The following is a 543-nucleotide window of genomic DNA, read 5'->3' as shown; positions in this document are numbered from 1 at the left end:
CCGAGCGGGTCGCTGCCGCCGAGGACGCCCGCGACGCGGCCCGTGCCGAGGCGGGCGCGGCGCAGGCGCTGCGGGTGCAGGCCGAACGCGACCGCGACGCCGCCCGGCACGACCTGCGCACGGTACGCGCCGAACGCGACGCCGAACGCCGCCGCGTCGCTGAGCTGACCACCGAACGGGACACCGCCCGCGCCGACGCCGAGCGGGCCACCCGGTCCGCAGCCGAAGCCCTGGACCGGGCCGAGCAGTCCCGCGCCGAAGCCGACCGGGCGCGCGCCGACGCGCAGGCCGCCCAGGGGCGGGCCACCGAGGCCGAGCGCGCGGCGCGGACCGCCGCCGAACGCGCCGACGCCGAGGCCACCGCCGCGCGGGCGGCGCGCGCCGAGCGGGACCGGGCCGACGCGGTACGTGCCGACGCCGAGGCGGCGCTGGAGCGGGCCCGCGCCGAGGCGAGCGCGGCGATCGAGGCGGTCCGCGCCGAAGCTGCCGCTGCCGTCGCGCGGTTCCGTGCCGACGTGGCCGCGGGGGTGGCGCTGGCCGCGG

1 pseudogene is annotated in these 543 nt (G+C 83.1%); it reads left to right on the top strand.

Annotated features, from left to right (window positions below):
• Nucleotides 1–543: pseudogene (locus tag KBX39_RS32645) on the top strand (hypothetical protein); the annotation flags it as partial.

The organism is Micromonospora sp. D75 (assembly GCF_018070405.1).
Classification (GTDB): domain Bacteria; phylum Actinomycetota; class Actinomycetes; order Mycobacteriales; family Micromonosporaceae; genus Micromonospora; species Micromonospora chalcea.
Note: the sequence above shows the minus strand (reverse complement) of the source record. Positions and strands in the feature narration are given on the sequence as shown.